Source organism: Halopseudomonas pachastrellae (assembly GCF_900114765.1).
Taxonomy (GTDB): domain Bacteria; phylum Pseudomonadota; class Gammaproteobacteria; order Pseudomonadales; family Pseudomonadaceae; genus Halopseudomonas; species Halopseudomonas pachastrellae.
This window is the reverse complement of sequence record NZ_FOUD01000003.1, coordinates 91,653-114,393: the sequence shown is the minus strand read 5'-3', so window position 1 is coordinate 114,393 and position 22,741 is coordinate 91,653. Positions and strand designations below refer to the sequence as shown.

General features: G+C 63.4%; 23 protein-coding genes. 10 read left to right on the top strand and 13 right to left on the bottom strand.

Going from position 1 to position 22,741, the window contains the following annotated elements:
- Positions 1–965 precede the first annotated feature (965 nt).
- The 3 genes from BM116_RS03280 to BM116_RS03275 form a co-directional block, all read right to left on the bottom strand.
- A complete protein-coding gene (locus BM116_RS03280; protein ID WP_083728792.1) occupies positions 966–1,820 on the bottom strand; it encodes a DMT family transporter in 855 nt (284 codons plus the stop codon).
- Positions 1,821–1,901: 81 nt separating this feature from the next.
- Positions 1,902–2,051 (bottom strand): hypothetical protein, encoded by a 150-nt coding sequence (locus BM116_RS18790; protein ID WP_160003172.1) that lies wholly within the window; start codon positions 2,049–2,051, stop codon positions 1,902–1,904.
- Positions 2,052–2,556: 505 nt separating this feature from the next.
- Entirely contained in the window at positions 2,557–3,567 is a 1,011-nt protein-coding gene (locus BM116_RS03275) for a zinc-binding alcohol dehydrogenase family protein (RefSeq protein ID WP_083728794.1), read from the bottom strand.
- Between the two features lie 98 nt (positions 3,568–3,665).
- On the opposite strand from BM116_RS03275, the gene BM116_RS03270 reads away from it, so the two are divergent.
- On the top strand, positions 3,666–4,562 hold the full coding sequence (locus BM116_RS03270) for a LysR family transcriptional regulator (RefSeq protein ID WP_090474981.1): 897 nt from the start codon (positions 3,666–3,668) through the stop codon (positions 4,560–4,562).
- 7 nt (positions 4,563–4,569) lie between these two features.
- On the opposite strand, the gene BM116_RS03265 is transcribed toward BM116_RS03270, so the two are convergent.
- Positions 4,570–5,610 carry an aminopeptidase gene (locus BM116_RS03265; protein WP_083728796.1) on the bottom strand — a complete coding sequence of 347 codons (1,041 nt, stop codon included), beginning with the start codon at positions 5,608–5,610 and terminating at the stop codon, positions 4,570–4,572.
- Positions 5,607–6,503 carry a LysR family transcriptional regulator gene (locus tag BM116_RS03260; protein ID WP_139057025.1) on the bottom strand — a complete coding sequence of 299 codons (897 nt, stop codon included), beginning with the start codon at positions 6,501–6,503 and terminating at the stop codon, positions 5,607–5,609. The genes BM116_RS03265 and BM116_RS03260 overlap by 4 nt, the downstream gene beginning before the upstream one ends.
- A gap of 97 nt (positions 6,504–6,600) precedes the next feature.
- Here BM116_RS03260 and trpB point away from each other — a divergent pair, with 97 nt between their 5' ends.
- Together trpB and trpA are read left to right on the top strand one after the other, a co-directional pair.
- Positions 6,601–7,800 carry a tryptophan synthase subunit beta gene (gene trpB / locus BM116_RS03255; RefSeq protein WP_083728798.1) on the top strand — a complete coding sequence of 400 codons (1,200 nt, stop codon included), beginning with the start codon at positions 6,601–6,603 and terminating at the stop codon, positions 7,798–7,800.
- A gap of 151 nt (positions 7,801–7,951) precedes the next feature.
- The gene (trpA, locus tag BM116_RS03250; protein WP_083728800.1) at positions 7,952–8,743 is read left to right on the top strand and encodes a tryptophan synthase subunit alpha; all 792 of its coding nucleotides are present in this window, start codon (positions 7,952–7,954) and stop codon (positions 8,741–8,743) included.
- Here the strand turns inward: trpA and aroE are convergent.
- The 5 genes from aroE to BM116_RS03225 all read right to left on the bottom strand — a co-directional run bounded on the left by aroE (position 8,734) and on the right by BM116_RS03225 (position 13,333).
- Positions 8,734–9,546: a shikimate dehydrogenase gene (gene aroE / locus BM116_RS03245; RefSeq protein WP_083728802.1), complete on the bottom strand. Its 813-nt coding sequence runs from the start codon at positions 9,544–9,546 to the stop codon at positions 8,734–8,736. The two genes, trpA and aroE, sit on opposite strands and share 10 nt — an antisense overlap.
- Complete coding sequence (gene hemF / locus BM116_RS03240) at positions 9,546–10,481, bottom strand: oxygen-dependent coproporphyrinogen oxidase (protein WP_268874562.1); 936 nt, start codon at positions 10,479–10,481, stop codon at positions 9,546–9,548. The genes aroE and hemF overlap by 1 nt, the downstream gene beginning before the upstream one ends.
- A gap of 21 nt (positions 10,482–10,502) precedes the next feature.
- A complete protein-coding gene (locus BM116_RS03235; RefSeq protein WP_083728804.1) occupies positions 10,503–11,060 on the bottom strand; it encodes an L-threonylcarbamoyladenylate synthase type 1 TsaC in 558 nt (185 codons plus the stop codon).
- 54 nt (positions 11,061–11,114) lie between these two features.
- Entirely contained in the window at positions 11,115–12,227 is a 1,113-nt protein-coding gene (dprA, locus tag BM116_RS03230) for a DNA-processing protein DprA (RefSeq protein WP_090474979.1), read from the bottom strand.
- An 80-nt stretch (positions 12,228–12,307) separates the two neighbouring features.
- Positions 12,308–13,333, bottom strand: a complete 1,026-nt coding sequence (locus tag BM116_RS03225) for a LysM peptidoglycan-binding domain-containing protein (protein WP_083728314.1) — start codon at positions 13,331–13,333, stop codon at positions 12,308–12,310.
- A gap of 140 nt (positions 13,334–13,473) precedes the next feature.
- On the opposite strand from BM116_RS03225, the gene def reads away from it, so the two are divergent.
- From def to BM116_RS03200, 5 genes are read left to right on the top strand one after another with little or no spacing between them, the layout of a single operon-like run.
- Positions 13,474–13,986 carry a peptide deformylase gene (gene def / locus BM116_RS03220; protein ID WP_083728313.1) on the top strand — a complete coding sequence of 171 codons (513 nt, stop codon included), beginning with the start codon at positions 13,474–13,476 and terminating at the stop codon, positions 13,984–13,986.
- 54 nt (positions 13,987–14,040) lie between these two features.
- On the top strand, positions 14,041–14,994 hold the full coding sequence (fmt, locus tag BM116_RS03215; RefSeq protein WP_083728312.1) for a methionyl-tRNA formyltransferase: 954 nt from the start codon (positions 14,041–14,043) through the stop codon (positions 14,992–14,994).
- Positions 14,991–16,325: a 16S rRNA (cytosine(967)-C(5))-methyltransferase RsmB gene (rsmB, locus tag BM116_RS03210; RefSeq protein ID WP_083728311.1), complete on the top strand. Its 1,335-nt coding sequence runs from the start codon at positions 14,991–14,993 to the stop codon at positions 16,323–16,325. Before fmt ends, rsmB begins: the two co-directional genes overlap by 4 nt.
- Complete coding sequence (gene trkA / locus BM116_RS03205) at positions 16,322–17,695, top strand: Trk system potassium transporter TrkA (RefSeq protein WP_083728310.1); 1,374 nt, start codon at positions 16,322–16,324, stop codon at positions 17,693–17,695. The genes rsmB and trkA overlap by 4 nt, the downstream gene beginning before the upstream one ends.
- A gap of 11 nt (positions 17,696–17,706) precedes the next feature.
- On the top strand, positions 17,707–19,155 hold the full coding sequence (locus tag BM116_RS03200; protein WP_083728309.1) for a TrkH family potassium uptake protein: 1,449 nt from the start codon (positions 17,707–17,709) through the stop codon (positions 19,153–19,155).
- Between the two features lie 25 nt (positions 19,156–19,180).
- Here the strand turns inward: BM116_RS03200 and BM116_RS03195 are convergent, their stop codons facing one another.
- The 3 genes from BM116_RS03195 to BM116_RS03185 all read right to left on the bottom strand — a co-directional run bounded on the left by BM116_RS03195 (position 19,181) and on the right by BM116_RS03185 (position 21,073).
- Entirely contained in the window at positions 19,181–19,450 is a 270-nt protein-coding gene (locus BM116_RS03195; RefSeq protein ID WP_083728308.1) for a PilZ domain-containing protein, read from the bottom strand.
- Between the two features lie 97 nt (positions 19,451–19,547).
- Positions 19,548–20,435, bottom strand: a complete 888-nt coding sequence (locus BM116_RS03190) for a lysophospholipid acyltransferase (RefSeq protein WP_083728307.1) — start codon at positions 20,433–20,435, stop codon at positions 19,548–19,550.
- A 68-nt stretch (positions 20,436–20,503) separates the two neighbouring features.
- The gene (locus BM116_RS03185) at positions 20,504–21,073 is read right to left on the bottom strand and encodes a DNA-3-methyladenine glycosylase I (protein WP_083728315.1); all 570 of its coding nucleotides are present in this window, start codon (positions 21,071–21,073) and stop codon (positions 20,504–20,506) included.
- Between the two features lie 79 nt (positions 21,074–21,152).
- On the opposite strand from BM116_RS03185, the gene BM116_RS03180 reads away from it, so the two are divergent.
- Complete coding sequence (locus BM116_RS03180) at positions 21,153–21,494, top strand: FKBP-type peptidyl-prolyl cis-trans isomerase (protein ID WP_083728306.1); 342 nt, start codon at positions 21,153–21,155, stop codon at positions 21,492–21,494.
- Positions 21,495–21,528: 34 nt separating this feature from the next.
- The gene (locus tag BM116_RS03175) at positions 21,529–22,542 is read left to right on the top strand and encodes a mechanosensitive ion channel family protein (protein WP_083728305.1); all 1,014 of its coding nucleotides are present in this window, start codon (positions 21,529–21,531) and stop codon (positions 22,540–22,542) included.
- The last annotated feature ends 199 nt before the right edge of the window (positions 22,543–22,741 follow it).

Here is a 22,741-nt window from a genome sequence, read left to right as displayed (position 1 = left end):
AAAACAATTGAACGAGCCATCAAGCGAGACTGCAATAAGGTCCGCGAAATTTATCCTTTTTTGAAGCCAAAGACACGCCCCTTTGAAACCATTAAAAAAAAGCGATTCAGAGTCGAGACAGAAAAGGAGCGAATGACTCGCCTTATCGAGCAATTAAATGTGGATAAGCTGGAAAACCCCTATCGTGACACACCAAGAATTGGCATGGGCCTTAAGAGTGGCTACAAACCCCATAGAGTAAGTCGAAATGAGGTTTTAGTCGACGAAAAAACAAGCAACAAGTTGATTAACGAAAGATCCATACTTTATGCCGCAGGATGGGCTCCACCCAGAAGCGATGAAGATAATTAGTTCAGTAAAATTTTTTCGGAAATAAGCCGGGACGGCTGAAAATTTCTGCGCAATTAATTTTCATCCGAACCAAATTATTTGCGCACAAACTAGACCCTATCTAGAGCCCTATAAGTTACCGAAAACATGGATCGAGTTATAAGAAACGGGGTCAGATTAATATTTGCGACGTTAATGTTCAACTGCCCCAGCTTTCCAATTTCTTTTTTTCGCTGCCAACCTTGGTCCACTGTCGGTATTTAGGGCTTGCAAAGAGCTATCAGTTATAAGAGTTACATATGAAAAGCAGAATGCACGGGCCCAATCCCCGTTTACGCGGGCGAGTAGCGCAGGGCTGGCGGGAAAAAGAGCCGTAGGATGTTTGAGGCGCGAAGCGCCGAGTTTTACGGCTCCCCGCCAGACCGAGCAACGCAGCGAACCCGAAGGGCCGCGTAGTCGGGTGCCCGGGGGGATCGCCAAGGGGGGCCGGGCAAGCGGCCCCCCTTGGCTCGCCGTGAAGGCGAAAGACGGGTTAAAGAGCAATGCAGATTTCTAACTGCAGCACGGGGTTGCCGACAGCACGGGCACGGCATGCCATGCCCCTACGGAAGCGATGTGTCAGCTGTGCTGAAACGTCACTTCCGCCTGAACACCAACACCAACCCCACCACAATCGCCCCCATCCCCAACAGACTCAACGCCGCCATGCGATTCCCCAGGAACAGGAAATCCAGCAGCGCGGTGCAGCCGGGCATCAAGTAGAACAGGCTAGTGACGTTGACCAGATTGCCCATGCGGATCAGCCGGTACAGCAACAGGGTCGCGCCGACCGAGATCAATACGCCCATGTACAACAGCGGCACGATAAAACCGACGCTCCACTCCACCTCAAACGGCTGAAAGGGCGCAACCACCGCGCACATCAGCAGGCCGATGGCGTATTGCAGCGGTAGTACGTCCATGGGTGATTGTTGAATCCCCTTCTGGAAGATAGAACCCAGGGTGATGCACAGCAAAGCCGCCAGCGACAGGGCGATGCCCAGCAGCGAAAAACGCGCCGCCAGCAAGCTGTCGAGCACCACCAGCGTCAGGCCTCCGAGCGCCAGCAGCAAACCCAATACCCGCAACAGGTTGGCGCGGCGTTCGACCAGCATCAGGGTAAGGATCGGCTGCACGCCCAGCACCGTTGCCAGCACCCCGGGCGTGAGCCCGGCGTCCAGCGAGAGCAGGTAGAAGATGGTGTAGCCGCCGGTCAGCAGCACCCCGACCAGCGCTACTTGCTTGCGGGTACCGCGCGCCGGCAACCAGCGGCGCCGGGTGAGCGCCAGCAACCCGAGGGCGGCGCAGGCGAGTACAAAGCGCAGCAGCAGAAAGGCAAAGGCGGAGGCGTGTTCCAGCCCCCATTTGGAGAAGATCGCGCCGGCGCTCCAGAGCAGCACGAACAGCGCAGTCGGGCCAATGGCGGCCCAGTTCAAACGTTGAATAAACATATGTCACCTGTCAGGACACAGGTTCGCCCCACGGCATCACGCCAGTCAGGGAGAACAGAAATCAGAAAAGGGGTAGTGAGATCAGTGCGCCGGTGGCGGTGAAGCCACTGCAGCCACGATGGCTACGCCAGGAGGGGTGACCGGCAGGCAGGCCACGGCAGCCTGCACACGCGCAACCACACCGGCAAGCGCGGGGCGGTTTACAACAGCGGTGGTCTGGGCAGTGGACATGCGGTCACTCTGGACAGGTAAAAACGAAAGGTTGCCGTTTGACGGTTTGGTGAGACTAGCACCGTGATGGTGCGCGGGCAACCTGGGAGGGATGGTCTGCGCAGAACGTCACAGGCCCCACGGCCACGGCATGCCGTGGAGAGGCGAGTCAGTCCGACGTGAAGCATGCACGGACCCAATCCCCGTTTACGCGGGCGAGTAGCGCAGATTTATCGGGAAAAAGAGTCATAGGATGTCTGAGGAGCGCAGCGACGAGTTTTATGACTCCCCGATAAATAGAGCAACGCAGCGAACCCGAAGGGCCGCGTAGTCGGGTGCCCGGGGGGATCGCCAAGGGGGGCCGGGCAAGCGGCCCCCTTTGGCTCGCCGTGAAGGCGAAAAGCGGATGATCAGACAGCGCCGAAGTGACCGCTGAGCCGCATGGAACCTCGCCTACGCGAGGATGACGTGTGGGGGGGGCATGCCTAGTGCATAACGCCAGTCTGGATAGCAGGCGCACAGGCGCTCAAAACCCCTCCAACACCAATTTCCCCCGCGCCTTGCCACTCTCCAGCAACGCATGCGCACGCTTGAGATTGGCCGCGTTGATCGCGCCGTAGTGCTCACCCAGGGTGCTGCGCAGGGTGCCGGCATCGACCAGTTCGGCGACCCGTTGCAGCAACTTACCCTGCTCGGCCATGTCGGCGGTTTCGAACATGCTGCGGGTAAACATGAACTCCCAATGGAAAGACGCGCACTTGCGCTTGAGCACGCTCATGTCGAGCGGGCCGAAGTCATCGATCACGCCGAGGCGGCCCTGCGGGGCGATGCAGTCGCCGTATTGCGGGTAGTGCTGATCGGTGTGGGTCAACGAGGCGATCAGTTCGACCTCCTTGATACCCAGCGCCTGCAACTGCGGCAGCAACGGCTGGCTGTGGTCGATGAGGTGATGTGCACCCAGGCCCTGCACCCACTTGACGCTCTCGGCGCGGGCGGCGGTGCCGACCACGGTGAGTTTGGTCAACTGGCGGGCGAGCTGGACCAGAATCGAGCCGACGCCACCAGCGGCGCCAACCACCAGCAGGGTCTGGCCCTCACCGCCGCCCTCACTCACACCCAGGCGATCAAACAGCAGCTCCCAGGCGGTGATTGCGGTCAACGGCAGCGCAGCGGCTTCTGCGGCGGACAGCGACAGCGGCGCGTGGGCAGCGATGCGGGCGTCGACCAGTTGATACTCGGCGTTGCTGCCGGGCCGCTCCAGCGCACCGGCGTAGTAGACCCGATCGCCAGCGGCAAAACCGGATACGGACGCGCCGCAGCTGACTACTTCACCGACTGCGTCCCAGCCGATGACTTCCGGGGTATCGCCAGTGGCAGAGCGGCGCGAACGAATCTTGGTGTCAACCGGGTTAACCGACACGGCGGCAACCTTGACCAGCAAGTCCTGCGGGCCGGGGGCGGGCATGGGCAGTTCCAGGTCAATCAGGGCATCGGCGCGGTCCAACGCGCCAGCTTCAAAGTATCCAATCGCTTTCATTCGGGTGCCTCCGGGGCTGTTCGGTCAGTTGCGTACAGCTTGACTTGCGCGGATGCGAAGAAAAAGATGCGCAAAAGCAAATCACTTTATTGATTACGATGAAAATCCAACGACTCGACGACTTGGCGCTGTTCCTCACTACGGTAGACGCCGGCAGCTTTTCTGCCGCGGCGCGCCAGCTGGACGTGGCGCCGGCGGTTGCCAGTGCGGCAATCAAGCGGCTGGAAGCGCAGCTGGGCGTGCGGCTGTTCGAGCGCACCACCCGCCGCCTGCGCCTGAGCGAAGCGGGTGAGCGCTTTTTGCCCGACGCCCGCCAAGCCTGGCAGCACCTGCGTGACGCCGAACAGGCGCTGGACGCCGACGCCCACGCGCTGACCGGCACCCTGCGCCTGACCCTGCCATCCAACCTGGCGCGCAGCCATCTGCTCGACTGGTTGGAGGACTATCTGGCCGAGCGCCCGGCGGTGCGGCTGGAGATGCAGGTGAGTGACCGGGTGGCGGATCTGTACCAGCAGCCGATTGATCTGGCGGTGCGCTATGGTCAGCCGGAAGACTCGCGCTTTATCGCCCTGCCGCTGGCCCCGGACAACCGCCGGGTATTGGTCGCCTCACCGGATTATCTGGCCCGTCACGGCAAACCCGGCTCGCTGACCGAGCTGCAACAGCACGCCTGTCTGCTCTATCGACTGGGCGACGCGGTGCACGACCGTTGGCGCTTCGACCTGCCGGGCGAGCCTCAGATCAAGGTGCGTGGTACGCGCATCAGCGACGACGGCGATGTGGTGCGGCTGTGGGCGCTGCGCGGGCTGGGCGTGGCGTACAAGTCTTATCTGGATGTATCCCGCGAACTCGCCTCGGGCGAGCTGGTGCAACTGTTGCCGGAGCTGCCGGGCGAACTGGCGCCCGTGCACCTGTTGCTGATTCATCGCCAACGCCTGAACCCGGCGTTGCGCGAGCTGGCGCAGGCGATGGCGCGTTTCTGTCAGCAGCTGTGATGCGCTGCTACTCGCCGCACTGCTGCCCTAGCGCGGCGGTGCGCGCCTCGGGCGCCAACGCGCCTAATGCCTCCACCCGCTGGTGAAAGTCAGCCCAGCCATTGCTGCGCTGATAAAGACACTCAAACGCCGGAACCCACTGGTCGTAAAGGCCGAACGGCAACAGGCGAGCATTGTTCAGGTCTGCGGCAAACCAGTGATCAAAGCGTTTGTCGCCGCCCCATTCGCTGTCACGCAGGCTGGCGTAGTCGCTGCGCAGCTGGGCGAGGATCGCGGCCTTGCGGGGGCGCTTGGCGGCGTCTGACTGATCGCTCTGATAGAGCGTCTCCAACTCGCTGCGCGCCGCCAGTACCAGCTCAACAAACGCCCGCTCTCGCTCGCGCCCGGCCGGATCGTGGGCTGCGCGCCCCGCACTCTTGAGCCATTCACGCTGGCCCTGCTGGCCGACGAAGCTGGCGTAGGACTCGTTGAAGGCGGTGTCGTCCTTCGCATAAAACCGCTGGTGCGCCAGCTCGTGAAACAGCATCTCGGCCAGATAGTCGTCGCTCCAGTGCAGCATGGAGCTGAACAGCGGGTCGTCATACCAGCCGAGGGTGGAGTAGGCGGGGATGCCGGCGACATAAACATCCTTGCCACGCTCATGCCAGTCCGCGGCGGCCTGCTCGGCGCGGGTCTTGTCGAAGTAGCCCTTGTAGGCGATGCAGCCGAAGAACGGGTAGCAGTGCGGCACAGCTTGCAGTGACAGCTCGTCGGTGACGAACAGATTCCACAACGGATAGGCGCCGGGCAACGCGGCGTAGCGGGTGTAGGTGGTGTTATCCGGCAGCGCCAGCGCCGCTACCGCATACTGGCGAATCTGGCTGGCGGTGCGCAGGCGTTCGGCCAGCTGCGGATCGGTCTGCGGGTCGGCAATCACCTGCTCGATAGGTTCGGCACGCGCCATCAACGCGCGCTGGCCCTGCCAGCTCTGATACAGGTAGCCGACCGAGCTGCAGCCCGACAGCCAAAGCAGGCAGGCGCCAAGACCAAGAATCGCGAGGCGCTTCATGCGTCGGCCTGCTGCAGGCCGTTGCCGAGCCAATCGGCCAATTGCTGCGCCGGGCCCTGCGGCTGGCGCTCAGGCACCCAGAGACCGAGCTGGTGGCGAGTCTCGACAAAGCCCCAGGGCGCAAGCAGGCGGCCAGCGGCGATGTCGTCGGCGACCAACAACTGCGGCGCGATGGCCACGCCAAGACCGGAGAGCGCCGCTTCCAGCAGGTAGTACAGATGTTCAAAGCCCTGACCGGCGCGCAACTGGCTAGCGTCCAAGCCCTGCAGATCGGCCCAGTCGGTCCAGGCACCGGGGCGCGAGCGAGTGTGCAGCAGGGCTTCTCCCAACAGTATCTCGGCGGGTTGGTTCAGCAGCCGGGCGGCTCCGGCGTAGCGCGGGCTGAGTACCGGGCCGATGCGCTCCTGGCGTAATGGATACACCCGCATGTCGGCCGGCCACGGTGGCGCGGCATAGAGCAGGGTGGCGCTGACGCCGGGGCGGCGCGGGTCCAGTTCGCCTTCAGAGGCAGACAGGTGCAGGTTCAGCTCCGGCAACTCGGCGTTCAGGCGGTCCAGTCGTGGGATAAACCAGCGCGCCAGCAGGCTGCCGGGGCAGGCAAGTAGAAAGGGCGCTTGCTGCTGATTTTGCCGCAGCGCGGAGCACGCCTCGCGCAGGCCGCCAAAGGCATCGCGGCAGGCATCGCGCAGCTGACGGCCAGCCGGAGTCAGGCTGATGCCACGCCCGGCCTTGCTGAACAACGCGACGCCCAGTTCGTCCTCAAGCTGACGAATCTGCCGACTGACCGCGCCGTGGGTGACGTGCAGCTCACTCGCCGCCTGACTCACGCTTTCCAGCCGGGCGGCGGCTTCAAAGGCACGCAAGGCATTCAATGAGGGGAGATGTCGGGCCATTTAACTTGTCACTTTTTCTCACAGGTTGCGGCCATCTTATCGATTTTTTCCGCACGCTGTCTGCCCTAACCTGCCTGCATTCTTCAGGAGGTATGCCATGCCCGATCAAAATTATCGCCGTGAGGCCGACGCGCTCGGTCAGTTCGGCCAGTTTGGCGGCCGCTTTGTGGCCGAGTCGCTGATGCCGCTGGTGCTGCAGCTGGAACAGGCCTACAACGAGGCCCGTGCCGAGCCCACGTTCATCGCCGAGCTGGATCAGTTCAACGCCGAGTTCGTCGGCCGCCCCAGCCCGCTGTATTTCGCCGAGCGGCTGACCGAGCAGTACGGCGGCGCGAAGATCTTCTTCAAGCGCGAAGAGTTGAATCACACCGGCGCGCACAAGATCAACAACTGCATCGGTCAGGCTCTGCTGGCCCGCCGCATGGGCAAGCAGCGGATCATCGCCGAGACCGGTGCCGGCATGCACGGCGTGGCCACAGCTACCGTGTGCGCGCGCTTCGGCCTGCAATGCGTGGTCTACATGGGCGCGACCGACATTCACCGTCAGCGCGACAACGTCGCCCGCATGCGCCTGCTGGGCGCCGAGATCGTGCCTGTCACCTCCGGCACCGGCACCCTGAAAGACGCCATGAACGAGGCGCTGCGCGACTGGGTAACCAACGTCGACAACACCTTCTACATGATCGGCACCGTGGCCGGTCCGCACCCCTACCCGACGCTGGTACGCGACTTTCAGGCGATCATCGGCCGCGAGGCGCACCAGCAGATGCTGGAACGCGAAGGCCGTCTGCCCGACAGCCTGGTCGCCTGTATCGGCGGTGGCTCCAACGCCATGGGCCTGTTCCACCCGTTCCTCGATTACCCCGAGGTGCAGATGGTCGGCGTGGAAGCGGCCGGTCACGGCATCGACACCGGCAAGCACGCCGCCAGCCTGAAGGGCGGCACGCCCGGCGTGCTGCACGGCAACCGCACCTACCTGCTGCAAGACGGTGACGGTCAGATCGCCGACGCCCACTCGATCTCCGCCGGTCTGGACTACCCCGGCATTGGCCCCGAACACGCCTGGCTGCACGAGCAGGGCCGCGTCGAATACGTTGCGGTAACCGACCAGCAGGCGCTGGACGCCTTCCACAACTGCTGCCGCACCGAAGGCATCATCCCGGCGCTGGAAACCTCACACGCGCTGGCCGAAGTCGCCCGCCGCGCACCGACGCTGCCAAAAGATCACCTGATGGTGGTCTGCCTGTCTGGCCGTGGTGACAAGGATATGCCGACGATTCTGGAGGCAGGCTTGTGAGAAACGTATTCGAGGCAGGACATGCAAGGCAAAAACAGGCGAAAAAGCGCAGTTTATGCCTGATAAATGAGCATTTTGAGCCTGTTTTTAACGCAGCAGGTGCAACGCAGATAGTTTCTCATAGCCTGCCGGGTTTGATGGAGGAAGCACAATGAGCCGTCTCGAACAACGCTTTGCCGACTGCGCCCGCGACAACCGCGCCGCGCTGGTGACCTATATCTGCGCCGGTGACCCGGACTTCGACACCAGTCTGGAACTTCTGAAAGGGCTGCCTGCCGCAGGCGCCGACATCATCGAACTGGGCATGCCGTTCAGTGACCCGACCGCCGACGGCCCGACCATTCAGGCTGCCGCCCTGCGCGCCCTGCAAGGCGGACAAAACCAGCAGCGCACGCTGGAGTTGGTGCGCGCCTTCCGCGCGCAGGACCAGAGCACGCCGCTGGTGCTGATGGGCTACTACAACCCGATTCACCGCTATGGTGGCGAAGCCTTTGTGCGTGATGCAGCTGCAGCCGGTGTCGACGCGCTACTGGTGGTTGATTTGCCGCCGGAGCACGACAACGAACTGGGGCCGATGGCCCGCGACTACGGCGTGCAGATGATCCGCCTGGCGACACCCACCACCGACGCCCAGCGCCTGCCCAAGGTGCTGGATCGCGCCAGCGGCTTTCTCTACTACGTGTCACACAACGGCGTAACCGGGGTGGGTGCAGCGGATCACACCGCCGTGGCGCAGGCACTGGACGGCATTCGCGCGCAGAGCACAGTGCCGATCTGCGTTGGTTTCGGCGTACGCCGGGCCGAGCAAGCCGCGCCGCTGGCACAGGTCGCCGATGGGGTAGTGGTGGGGTCAGCGCTGATTGAGGCGCTGCAGCAGGGCGGCGTGGCAGCGGCGCTCGAGCTGACTGCCGAGCTGGCCGCTGCGATGCCGCGTCAGGCCTGACGCAACGCGGCCAGTACCGGCGCGGTGTCCGGACGGACGCCGCGCCACAGGGCAAAGGCTTCGGCGGCCTGCTCCACCAGCATGCCGAAGCCATCGATGCAGCGCGCCGCGCCGCGCTCGCTGGCCCAACGGTTGAACGGCGTTTCTTCAGCGCCGTACATCATGTCGTAGCACCAGGTGTGGCCGGGCTTGATCAGGCTGTCCGGAATAGGCGGCAATTCACCGGCCAGACTCGCTGACGTCGCATTGATGATCAGATCGACCGGCTCTACCAGCCATTGCAGACCCGCGGCGGCAATCGGCCCCTGATCGACAAACAGCGCCGCCAGCTCTTCTGCCTTGCTGACCGTGCGGTTGATCACGCACAGATGCTGCGGACCTGCCGCCAGCAGCGGCTGAATTACCCCGCGAGCGGCACCGCCGGCACCGACCAGCAGCACACTCAAACCTTTCAGCGACCGCCCGGCGTTGACCTGGATGTCGCGCACTAGGCCCTTACCGTCGGTGTTGTCACCGAGCAGGCTGCCATCTTCACGGCGCATGATGGTGTTGACCGCGCCGGCGCGCTCGGCCGCCGGGGTGTGTTCATCCACCAGCGCCCAGGCTTGCTCCTTGAACGGTACGGTGACATTGACACCTCGGCCTTCGCGCAGAAAGTCGCGCACGCTGCCGATGAAGTTGTCGAGCGGCGCCAGCAGCTTGCCGTACTCCAGCTGCTGACCGGTCTGCTCGGCGAACATGGCATGGATCAGCGGCGACTTGCTGTGCTCAATCGGGTTGCCGACAACGGCGTAACGGTCCATCAGGCGTCTCCTGCCAGCCAGTCACGCGGGGCGAGGTAGCGCTCGGTCAGCTCGGCTTCCGGGCTGCCCGGCTCGGGCTGCCAGTTGTAGCCCCAGCGCACGGTCGGTGGCAGCGACATCAGAATCGACTCGGTGCGCCCGCCGGTCTGCAGACCGAACAGGGTGCCGCGGTCGTAGACCAGGTTGAACTCGACGTAGCGGCCACGACGGAATTCCTGGAACTGCTTTTGTTCGGGCGTCCAGGCGCTGTTACGGCGGCGTTCGAGAATCGGTAGATAGGCCTCAAGATAGGCGTCGCCGATGGCGCGCAGGAAGGCGAAGCTGCGCTCAAAACCCCATTCGTTCAGGTCATCGAAGAACAGGCCACCGATGCCCCGGGCCTCGCCACGGTGCTTGAGGTAGAAGTACTCGTCGCACCATTTTTTGTAGCGCGGATAGACGTCGTCTCCGAAGGGCGCGCAGGCGTCACGGGCAACCCGGTGCCAGTGCACGCAGTCTTCTTCATTGGCGTAGTAGGGCGTCAGATCGAAGCCGCCGCCAAACCACCAGACCGGATCAGCGCCGTCTTTCTCGGCGATAAAGAACCGCACGTTGGCGTGCGAGGTCGGCACGAAGGGGTTTTCCGGGTGCATTACCAGCGACACGCCCATGGCCTGGAAGTGACGACCCGCCAGCTCGGGGCGGTGCGCGGTAGCCGAGGGCGGCATGCCGTCACCAAAAACGTGGGAGAAGCCGACACCGCCCTTTTCCAGCAGCGCGCCGTCGGTGATGATGCGCGAGCGGCCACCGCCGCCGCCGGGGCGTTCCCAGGCATCCTCGCTGAATTGCTCGCGGCCGTCAGCGGCCGCCAGTGCGCTGCAGATGCGATCCTGCAGATCCATCAGATAGGCTTTTACCGCGGCAACATCGGCGGCGCTGGGCTGGTCCTGTTTCACGTGGAATCTCCCCCGAGCGGCTCAGGCGCCGCGTATGACTTGGTCGGTTTGCAGATCGCGAATGATACTGGGATTACGCGCGCCACCCAACGCACCAGGCACAATGGCATCCAGTTCACCGTGAAAATACTGCTCGACCCGCAGCCGGGAACGCGCCGACGGACGACCAGCCGGGTTGGCCGAGGTCGATACCAGCGGCCCGGCTGCCGCACACAACTGACGGACAACGGGATGGGTGGTCACCCGCAGCGCGACAGTGTCGTGGGCACCGGTAATCCATTCGGGCAGGCGGCCCTGATGCGGCACCAGCCAGGTGTTCGGGCCAGGCCAGGAGAGGCGCAGCTTGGCCAGTTGGGCATCAGGCAAGTCCCAGAGCAGAAAATCAAACTGCTCGATCTCGCCAGCAATCAGAATCAGCCCCTTGTGCACCGGGCGCTGCTTGAGGTCGAGCAAGCGCTCTACCGCCGAGCCATTCCACGGATTACAGCCCAGCCCCCAGACACCTTCGGTCGGATAGGCAATCACACCACCTGCCTGCAGCAAGCGGTTCAGACGGGTAATGCGCCAGTTTGCCAGCATGTGAACTCCACCTCGATTGATTGCCTGCGACAGTAGCCGAGCATGGCCCGGCGCTCAAGGCTGACGGCGACAATAACCGGCGGGCGCGGCCAGCACCCGACCGTCCAGCTCCAGATCAAGCAGTTGCTGCAGCACCTCGGGCACGCCCAGGCCAGACTGCTGCGCCAGCCAATCAGGACTGACCGGATCAGTGCCCAGCCAGCGCCAGAGCGGGGTATCCGGGGCGCTCTGTGCGCTGGCTTCTGGCTCCTCCAGCGCCGCCGTCAGCGGCAGCCGCAGGGCATCCAGTACGTCCTGCACCTGCTCGACCAGACACGCCCCCTCGCGCAGCAGGAGATGGCAGCCACGGGCCTGCACGTTATGAATCGAGCCGGGCATGGCGAACACTTCGCGGTTGTGCTCCAGCGCCAGCCGGGCAGTAATCAACGAGCCGCTGTTAAGGCTGGCCTCGACCACCAGCGTGCCCAGACTCAGGCCACTGATGATGCGGTTACGGCGCGGGAACTGCGCCGGGTGCGGGCCGGCATCCGGCCACAGCTCGGACACCAGAGCACCACCGCTATCCACAATCGCTTCAGCCAGTTTACGGTGGCGGCGCGGATAGCAATTATCCAACCCGGTACCCCAGACCGCCACCGTTTGCCCGGCGGCGTCCAGCGCGCCCTGATGACAGGCGCCATCAACGCCCATGGCCATGCCGCTGGTCACCGTGAGCCCGCTGGCGGTAAAGCTGCGGGCAAAGCGCCGGGCTGTTTCTGCACCCAGCGGGCTGGGGTGACGCGTGCCGACCATGGCGATTTGCGGGTCGTGCAGGGCGCTTGCGTTGCCGCGCACAAAGAGCACCGGCGGCGGGTCGCTGATGGCCGCCAGCAACGGCGGATACTCGGCGTCATCCAGAAACAGCAACTGGCGGCCCTCATGGCTCTGCCACTGCAGCGCCATCTGCAGACGCTGGTGCAGCTCGGCATCCCCCCGCTGCCAGCGGCGCAGGTCGGCGAGGGTCGATGCGGTCATTTGCAGTGGCGCCAGCGTCTCGGGGCGAGCAATCAGAAAGTCGGTGGGGGATAAGGCGAAGGAGCGCAAGCGCTGGAAAAAACGGGGGCCAACGCCGTCTAGCAGCATCAGCGCCAACCAGGCCTGCCGCTCGGCGGACAGGTCGTGGGGCATGGGTCGTCCCTGATCAGAAGGAAACGACAGAGCTTAAACAACAAGGCCGCCCGAAGGCGGCCTGGTTACTGCGTTTTAGCTCAGGGGTTGCGAACCTGATCAAGAATTGCCATCTGGCGGCTGGCTTGCAGCACAATGCCGTAGCTCATCTTGTCGTAGGCGCGGAACACCATCAGCAGACCGGCGCGCTCGGCAGGCAGCTGCACGCGCTCGTTCATGACGCGGTCACGTACCACTTCACCGGTCTTGTAGATCGCCAGCACGTTGCCAACGGTCAGACCGTCGCGCTCGCCCTTGTCGATCAGCACCACATCGTACTGACCGATCTGGGTGACGCCGTTCGGCACGTCCATGATCAGGCCGTCGATCTGCTGGCTCGGCTCGCTGGGGAAGAAGGTGGACGCCACGGCGCGCTCTTCGGATTCCAGCAGGCGGTCATCAACCAGGACTTCCTGGCGGCTGCGGGTGACGTTCAGGGTAGCAATGTCACCCTCAACGGCGGCAACGTTACCATTACCGATTTCCTGCAGGTGGATACCCAGAAGCTCGCCGGTTTCCGGGTTCACGTAGGTCTTGCCGCGACGATAGAACTCGTAGGCCGGTACGTTGTCGGAGAAGTTACCGCGGGCGTAAACCTTGTTGCCGGCACCCAGCACCACGCTCTCGGCTTCACCGCCGATGACGTAAGGTGCGTTGTTGATGATGGCTTCATCTTCGATGATACGGCCAGCACGCAGGAAGGAGTTGATCGCCTCCAGCGGGATGGTCGGAATGGCTTCAGCAATCGGCTTCACGCGCGCCTGCGGCGACAGCTTGATGGTGCCGCCGTTACCGCGGTTGACCATCAGACGAGGCTGACCGTCGATGTAGACCAGGGAGATCACATCACCGGGGTAGATAAGATGGGGGTTGGATATCTGCGGGTTGGCGTGCCAGATTTCCGGCCACTTCCAGGGCAGACGAAGAAAGCGCCCTGAGATATCCCACAGGGTATCACCCTTGACCACCGTGTAAGTATCCGGATGATCTTCCTTGAAAACAGGCTCTTGCGCCTGCACCCATACGCTCGCCGCGAGCAACACGAGGCCGAGTAGTGTTTTCCTCATGACACGAATCCCTTTATTATAGAGGCCAGCATCCAGGCCTGGCGACGTGCTCCCACACGCTAGACCCGCTTTATTTCCAAGCTGCTCATCATCTTAGCAGCACAATTTAGATTTGTTCCAGACAAAGCGGTACAAACCCCATGGCGATATTGAACATACTGGAGTTTCCCGACCCACGGCTGCGTACCATCGCCAAGCCGGTGGCAGCAGTGGATACGCGAATCCAGCAACTTGTCGACGACATGTTCGAGACCATGTACGACGCCCCCGGCATCGGGCTGGCGGCGACCCAGGTCAACGTCCATGAGCGTGTCGTCGTGATCGACATCTCCGAGGACAAGTCCGAACCACGGGTGTTCATCAACCCCGAACTGGAGCCGCTGACCGAGGATGTGGAGCAGATGCAGGAAGGCTGCCTCTCGGTACCCGGCTTCTACGAGAACGTCGAGCGCCCGGAGCGTGTCCGCGTCAAGGCACTGGACCGCGACGGCAACGCCTTCGACGAAGTCTACGACGGCCTGCTGGCAGTCTGCATCCAGCACGAGTGTGATCACCTCAACGGTAAGCTTTTCGTGGATTACCTGTCCAACCTCAAGCGTGACCGCATTCGCAAGAAGCTGGAGAAAATCCACCGCAGCCAGGCCCAAGCCTGATCTGTCACCGGGTATCAAGGCTTGCTTCGGCAAGCCTTTTCTTTACGGATTTCAATGAACGCATCCGATCTACGCATCGTCTTTGCCGGTACGCCCGAGTTTGCCGCCGCCCACCTGCAGGCGCTGATTGACGCCAAACTCAACATCGTGGCCGTCTACACCCAGCCCGACCGGCCTGCCGGCCGCGGCCAGAAGCTGGCCATGAGCGCGGTCAAGCAACTGGCGCTGGCCCATGATCTGCCGGTGATGCAGCCAGAGCGCCTGCGCGCCGCAGAAGACCAGGATGCGCTGGCGGCCCTAAAGCCGGACCTGCTGGTGGTGGTGGCCTACGGGCTGATCCTGCCGCAGGCGGTGCTGGACATCCCGCGCCTGGGCTGTATAAACAGCCACGCCTCCCTGCTGCCGCGCTGGCGCGGCGCAGCGCCCATCCAGCGAGCCATCGAGGCGGGCGACAGCGAAACCGGCGTTACCGTCATGCAGATGGAAGCCGGGCTGGACACCGGCCCCATGCTGCTGAAGGTCAGCACGCCCATCAGCAGCGAAGACACCGGCGGCAGTCTGCATGACCGCTTGGCCGAGCTGGGCCCGCCAGCCGTGCTGCAGGCCATCAACGGCCTGGCTGCCGGCACCCTGCAGGGCGAGGTGCAGGACGATGCGCTGGCGACCTACGCGCACAAACTGAACAAGCAGGTCTCGGCAATCGACTGGCAGCGCCCGGCGCGCGAGTTGGACTGCCTGATCCGTGCTTTCAATCCCTGGCCCCTGGCCCACGCCCAGTTGGACGGCAAGCCGCTCAAGGTCTGGAGCGCGGTGCCCGCCGAAGGGCAGGGCGCACCCGGCCAGGTATTGGCCTGTGAACGCGATGGCCTGCTGGTCGCCTGCGGTGAGGGCGCGCTGCGCCTGACCCGCCTGCAACTGCCTGGCGGCAAGCCACTGGCCTTTGTCGATCTCTACAACGCCCGCCGCGAGCAGTTTGCGCCCGGCCTGCTGCTGGGCAACGGCCAGTGAATCCGCGCGCGGCGGCGGCCCGCGCCCTGGCTGCCGTGCTGGCTGGCAAGGCCTCACTCGGCGGCAGCCTGCCGGCGCAACTGAAAAACGTCGCCCCGCGCGATCAGGCGCTGGTGCAGGAACTGGCCTTTGGCACAGCGCGCTGGTACAACCGGCTCGAAGCGCTGGCCCGCGAGCTGCTCAACAAGCCCATGAAGCCGGGCGACCAGGATCTGCACGCGTTGCTGCTGGTCGGTCTGTACCAGCTGCTGTACCTGCGCGTGCCGGCGCACGCCGCCATCGGCGAAACCGTCAACGCCGCCGTCAGCCTCGACAAGGCCTGGGCCAAGGGCCTGCTCAACGCGGTATTGCGCCGCGTGCAGCGTGACAGCGAGGCGTTGCTGGCCGTGGTCGACCAGTCCCCATCTCAGCAATGCGCTCACCCCGGCTGGCTGTACAAACGCCTGCAGCGCGCCTGGCCCGAGCAGCTAGGCGCCATCACCAGCTGCAACAACCTGCATCCGCCGATGACCCTGCGGGTCAATCAGCGCCGCCTGAGCCGTGATGCCTACCTGCAGCAACTGGCAGATGCCGACATCACGGCTACCGCCTGCCCCTTCAGCCCGGTCGGCATTCAGCTGGCCAGCCCGTGCGACGTCCAGCTGCTGCCCGGGTTTGCCGACGGTCTGGTCAGCGTGCAGGATGAAGCCGCCCAGCTGGCAGCGCCGCTGCTCGATCTCAAACCCGGCCTGCGCGTGCTGGATGCCTGCTGCGCGCCGGGCGGCAAGACCTGCCAGATTCTGGAGCAGCAGCCGGATCTGACCGAGGTGGTTGGCCTGGATCTGGAGCCGGCGCGGCTCAAGCGGGTTGAGGAGAACCTCAAGCGCCTGCAACTCGACGCCCGTCTGGTCGCCGCCGACGGCCGTGATGTCGCCCACTGGTGGGATGGCACGCCCTTCCAGCGTATTCTGCTGGATGCGCCTTGCTCGGCCACCGGCGTGATTCGCCGCCATCCGGATATCAAACTGACCCGCAAGGCCGCCGATATCGCAGCCCTGGCGGTACTGCAGGGCGAGCTGCTGGATGCCCTATGGCCTACGCTGGAGGTAGGCGGGGTACTGGTATATGCCACCTGCTCGGTGCTGCCGCAGGAAAATACCGAGGTGATCGAGGCCTTTCTTGCCCGCCAGCCCGGCGCCCGCGCGCTGGATATTAATGGTGACTACGGTATCGTTCAGCCCTGTGGTCGCCAATTGCTGCCGCAGGCAGACGGGCATGATGGTTTTTACCTGGCCCGCCTGATCAAGCTCAGTGCCAGCCCGCAACAGAAGAACAGGGAGTCTGCGGCATGAAGATCATCATTCTCGGTGCCGGTCAGGTCGGCGGCAGCCTGGCAGCGCAGCTGGCCAGCGAAGCCAACGACATCACCGTGATCGACACCGACAGCGTGCGCCTGCGCGAGCTGGGCGACCGGCTGGATATTCGTACCGTTCAGGGCAAAGGGTCCTTCCCGACCATTCTGCGCCAGGCCGGTGCCGACGATGCCGACATGCTGATCGCTGTCACCAGCAGCGACGAAACCAACATGATCGCCTGCCAGGTGGCCTACACCCTGTTCCGCACCCCGACCAAGATCGCTCGCGTGCGCGAGTCGGCCTATCTCACCCGCGGCGGCCTGTTCCACAACGAGGCGGTGCCGATCGACGTGCTGATCAGCCCCGAGCAGGTGGTCACCAATTACGTCAAACGCCTGATCGAGAACCCCGGCGCCCTGCAGGTGCTGGACTTTGCCGAGGGCAAGGCCCAGCTGGTGGCGGTACGCGCCTATTACGGCGGCCCACTGGTGGGTCAGGAGCTGCGCTTTCTGCGCCAGCACATGCCGGGCGTCGATACCCGGGTGGCGGCCATTTTCCGCAAGGACCGGCCGATCATTCCCAAGGGTGACACCATCATCGAAGCCGATGACGAGGTGTTCTTCATCGCCGCGACCCGCGACATTCGTGCGGTGATGAGCGAGCTGCGCCGCGTCGAGAAGACCCACAAGCGCGTGGTCATCGCCGGCGGCGGCAATATCGGCGAGCGTCTGGCCGAGGCCATCGAGAGCCGCTACCAGGTCAAGATCATCGAGGCCAGCAAGGCCCGCGCCGACTACCTGTCCAAAAACCTCGACCGCTCGGTGGTGCTGCACGGCAGCGCCTCGGATCGCGAACTGCTGATCGAGGAGAATATCGAGGACGTCGACATTTTCTGCGCCGTGACCAACGACGACGAAGCCAACATCATGTCCTCGATGCTGGCCAAGCGTCTTGGCGCGCGCAAGGTGATGACGCTGATCAACAACCCGGCCTACGTCGATCTGGTGCAGGGCGGCGAGATCGATATCGCGATTTCCCCGTCGCAGGCCACCATCGGCACCCTGCTGACCCACGTGCGCCGTGGCGATATCGTCAACGTCTACTCCCTGCGCCGTGGCGCCGCCGAGGCCATCGAGGTAGTGGCCCACGGCGACGGGCGCTCGTCCAAGGTGGTCGGCAAGTCGGTCGGCCAGATTGATCTGCCGCCGGGCACCACCATCGGCGCCATCGTGCGTGATGACGAGGTACTGATTGCCCACGATTCCACCGTGATCGAATCGGATGACCACGTCATCCTCTTCGTCATCGACAAAAAACATGTTCGCGATGTGGAGCGTCTGTTCCAGGTCGGACTGACCTTTCTCTAAGGCGCCCCGGAATGCAGTATCCGCAGATACAGCGCATCATCGGCATCTTGCTGATGCTTTTTTCCACCAGCATGCTGCCGGCCGCAGCGGTAGGCCTGTTCTACCACGAGGAGGCGATGAACGCCTTCCTCAGCGCCTTTGTCATCACCATGATCGCCGGCGCCTGCATCTGGCTGCCGGTGCGCGGCCAACGGGCGGAGCTGCGCACCCGCGACGGCTACCTGATTACCGTCCTGTTCTGGCTGGTTCTCGGTCTGTTCGGTGCCGTGCCGCTGTGGCTGCTGGAGATGCCTGACCTGAGCGTGGCCGACGCGGTGTTCGAGTCCTTTTCCGGGCTGACCACCACCGGCGCCACGGTGATCACCGGGCTGGATACCCTGCCACGCGCGCTGCTGTATTACCGCCAGCAGCTGCAGTGGTTTGGCGGCATGGGGATCATCGTACTGGCGGTAGCCATTCTGCCGATGCTGGGCGTGGGCGGCATGCAGCTGTACCGCGCCGAGATGCCGGGCCCGCTGAAGGAAAATAAGCTCACCCCACGTATCGCCGAAACCGCCAAGGTGCTCTGGTACATCTACGCCGGCCTGACCGTCGCCTGCGCGCTGGCCTACTGGGCCGCCGGCATGGATCTGTTCAACGCTATCGGCCACAGCTTCTCCACCGTTGCCATTGGCGGCTTCTCGACCCACGACGCCAGTATCGGCTACTACAACAGTCCGCTGATTGAGGCGATCTGCATCCTGTTCATGCTGATATCGGGCATCAACTTTGCGCTGCACTTTCTGGCCTGGCGCTTTCGCTCGCTGAAAAACTACTGGCAAGACCCGGAGTGCCGCGCCTACGTGCTGGTGATTCTGGCGCTGTTCATCATCTGCTTTGCGGTGCTGGTGCACTACCAGCATCACGACGTCTGGACCTCGGTGCGCTATGCCGCCTTCGAGACCGTCTCCATCGCCACCACCACCGGTTTCGGCGTCACCGACTTTTCAACCTGGCCGACCCTGCTGCCCTATCTGCTGCTGTATGCCAGCTTCATCGGCGCCTGCGCCGGCTCGACTGGCGGCGGCATGAAGGTGATTCGCGTGCTGCTGCTGTACAAGCAGGGCGAGCGGGAGATCAAGCGCTTGTTGCATCCACGCGGGGTGTTTCCAGTCAAGCTGGGCAACAGCCCGGTACCGGACCGGGTAGTCGAGACCGTCTGGGGCTTCTGCGCGGTCTACGTGTTTACCTTCGCGATGCTGTTTTTGATTCTGCTGGGCACCGGGCTGGACTTTGTCACCGCCTTTTCGGCGCTGACCGCCTGCATCAACAACCTCGGCCCGGGTCTGGGCGAGGTGGCCGTGCACTACGGCAATCTGGATGCGGGGGTTAAATGGGTACTCAGCTTTGCCATGCTGCTAGGCCGTCTTGAGGTGTTTACCCTGCTGGTGCTGCTGTCACCGATGTTCTGGCGGCGCTAATCACTGTATGCGCCCTGCGGGGCGCTCAGGCTTCGCCGAGAAACGCCAGACCGGCACCGTCGCCGGGAATCACCCGCTGCACCACCATGCGCAAAACGGGCGCCTCAAACGGCATGCCTTGTACCTGACCGGTGACCTCGTCACCGACCTGCAAGGTACCCAGGGTGGGGTGCTCGACAAAAACGCCACCGTCGGACAGGTCACGGGTGTGGCCGATCACTTCGCCAAAACTCGGATGCGCAATCTTGATCTGTGCCTTCATCGGCGTGCGCGGATGCTGTCGTTGGTTGGCCAATCCGTTCCCCCCACCTTGTCTGTGCACTCAGAGCCCCAAGTCTGAGCGCTTTCTTGCCGCCGGTCTGCGAACACTACCACAGCTCGGCTTCACAACTTTAATACCAGCGCTTCTCGCCCTCAGGCCGCTTCTTGAAGCGCTTCATGCTCCACATGTACTGGCTCGGCCAACGCCGCACGTAGCTCTCGATCACCGAGCTCATGCAAGCCACTGCCTCGTATTCGTCCTCGCTGTACAGCGCCTCGGGCGCCGCCTCCAGGATCACCTTGAAGCCGCTGTTGTCCGGCAGCCGCACGCAATGAAAGAAGATAGCCTGGGCCTGCCCACCCTTGAGCAGGTTGGGTACAAACTTGCTGGTCAGCGCCTGGGTGGCAAAGAAGGGCACAAACAGGCCGCTCTTGAGCGCCGGCTCCGGGTCGGCTGGAATACCGACCGCACCGCCACGGCGCACTTCGCGCATCACGCTGATAATGCCCTCGCGGGTGGACGCAGCCACCTTGTTGCCCAGCTGGGTGCGCTGGCGTTGCAGCAGCTCGTCCACCGCTTTTTGCTTGGGCGGACGATAGAAGATGATCGGCTTGGCGCGCAGGCAATACCAGTGATTCAGCACCTCCCAGTTGCCCAGGTGGCTGGTGATGCCGACCACGCCCTTGCCGGCCTCAAGCGCCTTGGCCAGCACCTCTTCACCTTCTACTTCCTTGATCAGGCCAACCGTCTTTTGCGGCGACCACATCCAGGCACAGGCGCTCTCGGCAAAGCTGCGGCCGGTATCGAGCAGGGTGCGGCGCACCAGATCGTTCAGCTCGGCCTCGGTCAGCTCCGGCATGCAGTGACTGAGATTGATCCGCACCACGTCACGTGAACGGTTGGGCAGCTTCCACATCAACCAGCCAACCAGCGCACCGAGGCGCTGCGCCACGCTGAAAGGCAGCATGGAAAACAGCTTGAGAAATCCAACGATGATGGCGCCTTTCAACCGCTCCACGGTAATGCTCCGAACAAGAAATCAGCAGCCATTGTAAGCCGCCCGGACGGGCAGGGCGAGAACCCGGATCAGCCGCCAGCCAGGGCCGGGTAACAATGGCAGTCGGTGGTGTGATCCATCGCCATGCCGGTGGCCTGCATGAAGGCGTAGCAAATGGTTGGCCCGACAAAGGTAAAGTCCGCCTTTTGCAGCGCCCTACTCATGGCCTTGGCCTCTGCCGTCTGCGCCGGAATCTCGCCCAGGGTGGCGGCATGACGAATCAACGGCTGCCCGCCAACAAACTGCCAGAGCCATTCGACCGGATCATGCTCGGCGCACAGGCGCTGCCAGGCACGGGCGTTACGCCGCGCGCCATACACCTTGAGCCGGTTGCGAATGATGCCCGCATCCTGCAACAGCGCCTGCAGCTCCTCATCGCTCTGATTGGCCATAAAGGCAATATCAAAGCCCCGGTACACCTGACGGTAGTGCTCACGCTTGCGCAGCACGGTAATCCACGACAAGCCCGCCTGAAAGCCCTCCAGCATCAGCATCTCGAACAGGCTGTCGGCGTCGCGACAGGGCACGCCCCACTCTTCATCGTGGTAACGCTGATACAAGGGATCATCACTGCACCATGCGCAGCGTACCGGGTCCATCTGGTTCATGCCGTTGCTCCGATCTGAAGGTTATACTCGCCCGCTGCTATGCATCTTACATCCGCCCAAGGAGACCGACATGAGCGACCAGCTACAAATTACCGACCTGACCCTGGGCGAGGGCAAGGAGTGCGTCAAAGGCGCGCTGATCACCACCCATTACACCGGCACCCTGGAAGACGGCACCGTGTTTGATTCTTCCCACCAGCGCGGTCGCCCGTTCCAGTGCGTGATCGGCACCGGCCGGGTCATCAAGGGCTGGGATCAGGGCCTGATGGGCATGCGCGTTGGCGGCCGCCGTCAGCTGTTTGTGCCGGCAGAACTGGCCTACGGTGAACGAAGCGTCGGCGAGCACATCAAACCTGGCAGCAACCTGCGTTTCGGGATCGAGTTGCTGGAAGTGCTGACCCGCGACGACTGATCAGCGCTGGCCATACACCGCAGAGGAAGGGATCATGCCAGACAGCCTGACATTCAACATGGACGCCGTGCTGCAACGCCTGCTGGAGGAGTGCTACAGCCTGATCGCGGCGCTGCCGCTGCTTGTGCTCGCGCTCGCCGTGATTGCCGTGTTCTGGCTTATCGGCAGCTGGCTGGCGCGCCGCCAACTGCTCGACCTGGTCGCCCAGCGCAATCCTTTCCTGCGTGAACTCACACGTACTACCGTGCGCTGGGTGGTCAGCCTGATCGGCGTCCTGATTGCCCTGGAGATCATGGACGCGACGGCCCTCGTAGGCGCCGTGCTCGGCACCGCCGGGGTGCTGGGGGTGGCGCTCGGGTTCGCCTTCAAGAGCACCATGGAAAACTATCTCGCTGGCATTCTGATGAGCCTGCGCCAGCCTTTTTCGCCCAAGGACCATGTGACCATTGACGGCAATGAAGGCATTGTTGTCGCGCTGACCTCGCGGGCAACCATCCTCATGACCCTCGACGGTAACCACCTGCGTCTCCCCAACGCCCTGGTGTTCAGCAGCGTCATGCTCAACTACACCCGCAACCCCAGTCGCCGCTTTGACTTCGATGTCGGCATTGGTGTCAGCGAGGATCTGGTAAGAGCCCAGCAGATTGGCGTCGATGTACTCCGTACCCTGGACGGCGTACAGGACACGCCACCACCGCGCGCCTACATTACCGCGCTGGGTGACTCCAACGTACAGATCCGCTATCAAGCCTGGGTAGACCAGCGCAGTCACGACTTTGCCAGCGTCAAGAGTGAGGGTATCCGGCTGGTCAAACTCGCTCTGGAAGCCGCCGAGATGGACATGCCCGAGCCCATCTATCGGGTTCAGCTTAGCGAGCGCAGCGCCGCTGCCAGCCCAGCCAACGCAGCGCCAAAGGCGCCCAAGGGTGAGACGCCAACCAGCGCAATAGACACCCGCGTTCAGGCCGATCTGGATGAACAGATTGCGGCAGACCAGCGCACGCGGGCCAGCGAAGACCTGCTCGACCCCAGGGCGCCAAAAGAATAGTGGTTGACCGTCACCAGCACAGCCGCTAGATTCGACGGCATGAACAGCACACGCGCACTGACCACTCGAATGATTATTACCGCCATTCCCATAACGGCGGGCTAGCATCGTGCGCACCCAAACCCGCCTCTGAGGCGGGTTTTTTGTTCTGTCTCCGAGGCAAAAAAGGCATCAGGAGACAGTATGACCACCGCAGCAT